This is a genomic window from Streptomyces sp. NRRL B-24572, from assembly GCF_002156145.1.
In the GTDB taxonomy this organism is placed as follows: domain Bacteria; phylum Actinomycetota; class Actinomycetes; order Streptomycetales; family Streptomycetaceae; genus Streptomyces; species Streptomyces vietnamensis.
Genome location: NZ_MWIG01000952.1, coordinates 1 through 3607, shown reverse-complemented (window position 1 = coordinate 3607; position 3607 = coordinate 1). Strand labels below are relative to the sequence as shown.

Annotated in this window: 2 protein-coding genes; both read left to right on the top strand. The window is 75.5% G+C overall.

Annotated features, from left to right (window positions below; translation table 11 throughout):
- Window positions 1–1152 (top strand): DUF58 domain-containing protein (locus CCN56_RS38730; protein WP_086832318.1); only part of this gene is annotated, 1152 nt, incomplete at its 5' end.
- Entirely contained in the window at window positions 1149–3545 is a 2397-nt protein-coding gene (locus CCN56_RS38725) for a DUF3488 and transglutaminase-like domain-containing protein (RefSeq protein ID WP_086832317.1), read from the top strand. The genes CCN56_RS38730 and CCN56_RS38725, both read left to right, overlap by 4 nt.
- Window positions 3546–3607 lie beyond the last annotated feature (62 nt).

Below are 3607 nucleotides of genomic sequence, written 5' to 3'. Positions count from 1 at the left end.
CTCGTGCTGCACCGGACCCGCTACCGGGTCGCCGCCTCCCGCCGGCTCACCCCCCAGCGGGTCGAGACCGGCACCGAGGCCCGGGTCCAGCTGCGCATGGAGAACGTCTCCAAGCTCCCCACCGGCCTCCTGATGCTCCAGGACCACGTGCCGTACATGCTGGGGCCCCGCCCCCGCTTCGTCCTCGACCGGGTCGAGGCCGGCGGGCGGCGCGAGGTGTCCTACCGGGTCCGCTCCGACCTGCGCGGCCGCTTCCCGCTGGGCCCCCTCCAGCTGCGGCTCAACGACCCCTTCGGGATGTGCGAGCTGACCCGCTCCTTCAGCGCGTACGACACCCTCACCGTCGTGCCCCGCACCGAGGCCCTCCCGCCGGTGAAGCTCTTCGGCGAGGCCTCCGGGTACGGGGACGGGCAGTCCCGCTCCCTCGCGCTCGCCGGCGACGACGACGTCATCCCGCGCACCTACCGCCACGGCGACGACCTGCGCCGGGTCCACTGGCGCTCCACCGCCCGCTACGGCGAGCTGATGGTCCGCCGCGAGGAACTGCCCCAGCGGGCCCGCTGCACCGTGCTCCTCGACACCCGCCGGATCGCCTTCCAGGGCGCGGGCCCCGACTCCGCCTTCGAATGGGCCGTCTCCGGCACCGCCTCCGCCCTCGTCCACATGCTGGAGCGCGGCTACGCGGTCCGGCTGCTCACCGACACCGGCAGCGCGATCCCCGGCGAGGGCGCCGAGGGCTTCGCCGGCTCGGCCCAGGACTCGGCCGAGGCGGCCGGACTGATGATGGACACCCTCGCGGTCGTCGACCACTCCGAGGGAGCCGGACTCTCCCGCGCCTCCGACGTGCTGCGCGGCGGCGGCGACGGGCTGCTCATCGCCTTCCTCGGCGACCTCGACGAGGAGCAGGCGGCCCTCACCGCCAGGATGCGCGGGCGGACCGGCGCGGCCGTCGCCTTCGTCCTGGACTCCGGCACCTGGCTCACCGGCGGCTCGGTGACCGGAGCGGTCGAGGACCGGGTGCGGCAGCTGCGGGAGGCCGGCTGGACGGCCCTCGCCGTACCGCCCGGCGCCTCGCTCGCCGACCTGTGGCAGCAGGCGGCCGGACTCCGCCCGGAGACCGCCGCCGCCGACACCTACGGAGGATGGTCATGAGCGGCCGCACACGGCTGACGCTCGCTTCCTGGGGCGCCACCCTGATGGCGGCCGGGGCGCTGCTCCCCCTGGTGAAGCCGGCGACCTGGATCTTCACGGCGGCCTTCGTCCTCGCCCTGGTGAGCGGGGTGGGCACACTGGCCCGCCGGGTGCCGCTGGCCCGGCCGCTGACGCTGCTGGCCCAGCTCGTCGCCGTGCTGCTCGCGCTGACCGTGTGCTTCGCCCGCGAGCAGGCCCTCCTGTGGTTCCTCCCGGGCCCCGAGGTCCTCACCCACGCCGTCGAGCTGTTCCAGGCGGGCGCCGAGGACGTCGGCCGGTACGCGATCCCCGCGCCCGACACCGAGGGCATCCGGCTCATGCTGGTCGGCGGCGTCGTCGCGATCGGGCTCCTGGTGGACGCCCTCGCGGTCACCTTCCGCAAGGCGGCCCCGGCCGGCCTGCCGCTGCTCGCCCTGTACTCGGTGGCCGCCGGTCTCTCCGGAGGCGGCGCCGGCTGGCTCTGGTTCCTCCTCGCGGCCTCCGGCTATCTGCTGCTGCTCCTCGCCGAGGGCCGTGACCGGCTCTCCCAGTGGGGCCGCGTCTTCGGCGGCGCCCAGCGCTCCGGCCGGCCCGGCTCCAGCGTCGCCGCCGGCGGGCCCGCCTTCGCTCCGGCGCGCACCGGCCGCCGGATCGGCGCCGTCGCCATGGGCGTCGCCCTGGTGGCGCCGCTCGCACTGCCGGGCTTCTCCGGCGGTCTCTTCGGAGGCGGCGGCGAGGGGGACGGGGGCACCGGCAAGGGCGGCACGATCTCCGCCGTGAACCCGCTGGTCTCCCTCCAGAACAATCTGCGCCAGCCGGAGGACCGGGAGGTCCTGCGCTACCGGACCAACGCCCGCGACACCAGCGGGATGTACCTGCGGCTCGTCGCGCTGGACCAGTTCGACGGCACCTCGTGGAAGTCCTCGGTCCGCCCGATCGAGGACGTGCCCAAGCAGCTGCCCTGGCCGGACGGCCTCTCCCAGAGCGTCCGGATCACCGAGGTGACCAGCAACTTCGTCGCCTCCGACGCATACGAGCAGAAGTGGCTGCCGATGCCGTACCCGGCCGGCCGGGTCGGCATCGAAGGACGCTGGCGGTACGAGCCGGCCGGCCGGATGCTCGTCGGCGACGACCGGCAGACCACCAAGGGCGCCCGCTACCAGGTCTCCAGCCTGGACGTGCAGCCGACGGCCGGGCAGCTGGCCGGCGCAGGACCCGCCCCCGAGAAGCTGCGCCGCGAGTACACCAAGGTGCCCGCCTCGCTGCCGGCCGACGTGAAGGCGACGGCCCTGAAGGTCACCAAGGGCGCGCGCAACGACTACGAGCGGGCGGTGAAGCTCCAGGACTGGTTCGCCCAGGACGGCGGCTTCCGCTACGACGTCGACGTGGTGTCCGGCACCGGGGTCCAGGCCATCTCCCGCTTCCTGAAGGACAAGGAGGGCTTCTGCGTCCACTTCTCCTTCTCCATGGCGGCGATGGCCCGCTCGCTCGGCATCCCCGCGCGGGTCGCCGTGGGCTTCATGCCGGGCACGACGCAGACCGACGGCTCGATCTCCGTCGGCATCCGGGACGCGCACGCCTGGCCCGAGCTGTACTTCGAAGGCGCCGGGTGGACACGGTTCGAGCCGACGCCCTCGCGGGGCTCCACCCCCGCGTACACCCGGGAGGACACCCCCTCGGGCACGGCCACCGGGCCCGCGCAGCCGCAGCAGAGCGCCTCGGCGCAGCCGTCCGCCGCGCCGACCGCCCCGGAGAGCTGCACCCCGCAGATGAAGAAGCTCGGCGACTGCGGCCCGGACGCGGCGACCGCGGACGCGGCCTCGGACGGCTCGGGTCCCGACCTCCTGACGGTGACGCTGGTGACGGCAGGGGCCCTGCTCCTCCTCGCCCTGCCCTTCCTGCCCCTGCTGTGGCGCAGCCGGGTACGGGCCCGGCGGCTCGGCGCGGACGGCTCCGTCCTCGCGGTCTGGGAGGAGGTCAACGACACGGCCTGGGACCACGGGGTCGAGCCGGACGACTCCCTGACGCCTCGCAAGTCGGCGGCGCGGATCGTCAGCCTCGGCGAGTTGCGGGGCGAGTCCGCGGACGCGGTGCACCGGGTGGCGCGGGCTGTGGAGGAGGTGCTGTACGCGCCCGGGCCGCGGCCCGTCGCGGACCTGGCCTCCGAGGCGGCGCGGGTCCGTGCGGGCTTCCACGCGGCCGCCGACCGCCGCACCCGGCTCCGCGCCCTCCTGGCCCCGCGCTCGGCGGCCCGCGTCCGCTGGGCGGCGTCGTCCCGCTGGGCCTCGACGACGGCGCGCTGGTCGGGGTGGCGGCAGGCGGCGAGGGCCCGAGCGACGGCTGTCTTCCGCCGCGACCCCCGCGAGGCGAACTGACGACACCGCCACCGTCGTGGACCTGCGCCCGCCCCGTTGTGGGCAGCCGCTCCACAACGGGC

Coding starts and splice junctions, on each gene's coding strand:
- CCN56_RS38725 (WP_086832317.1), top strand. CDS start 1,149: ATGAGCGGCCGCACACGGCTGACGCTCGCTTCCTGGGGCGCCACCCTG.